This is a genomic window from Slackia sp. (genome assembly GCF_977041755.1).
Genome location: NZ_CDRRGL010000208.1, coordinates 1,708 through 2,193, shown reverse-complemented (window position 1 = coordinate 2,193; position 486 = coordinate 1,708).

Genomic DNA, 486 nt, shown 5'->3' with positions numbered 1-486 from the left:
GACCGGCAAGAATAACGGTGCTGCCCGCGACGGTGAGGAAGCGGCGGCGGCTCATGGAGTAGTTTTGCATGATGTGCGTTCCTTTCGGATGATGGTTCCCTTCCATGGGTTCATATCTTGAGGGGCGCACGTCATGCCCGCGTCAGGGCAACGTCAAAGACGGGTAAAGCATTCTCAATCTGTTAAAAGCCCGTGTTAAATGCTCGCAGCGTTTAACAGATTCGTTCGACCCAACGTTTAGCGCCGAGGGTATACGCCACTCGCCGCGGTCGCGCGTGGCAAGGGACACCGCAAGCAATCGAGGAGCCGGGGGATCGTTTGCTGCGTCGAGAGCACGCCGGCCGAAACAGCCCTTGGCCAACCGAACGCATGCCCAAACAACAAAAAACCTGTTAAACGCTGCGAGCATTTAACAGGTTTTGAAAAGTCGCGAGCTATTTCGCGGGAAAATGCACTTCGATTATCGTGCCTTGGGGCTCGTTGCCC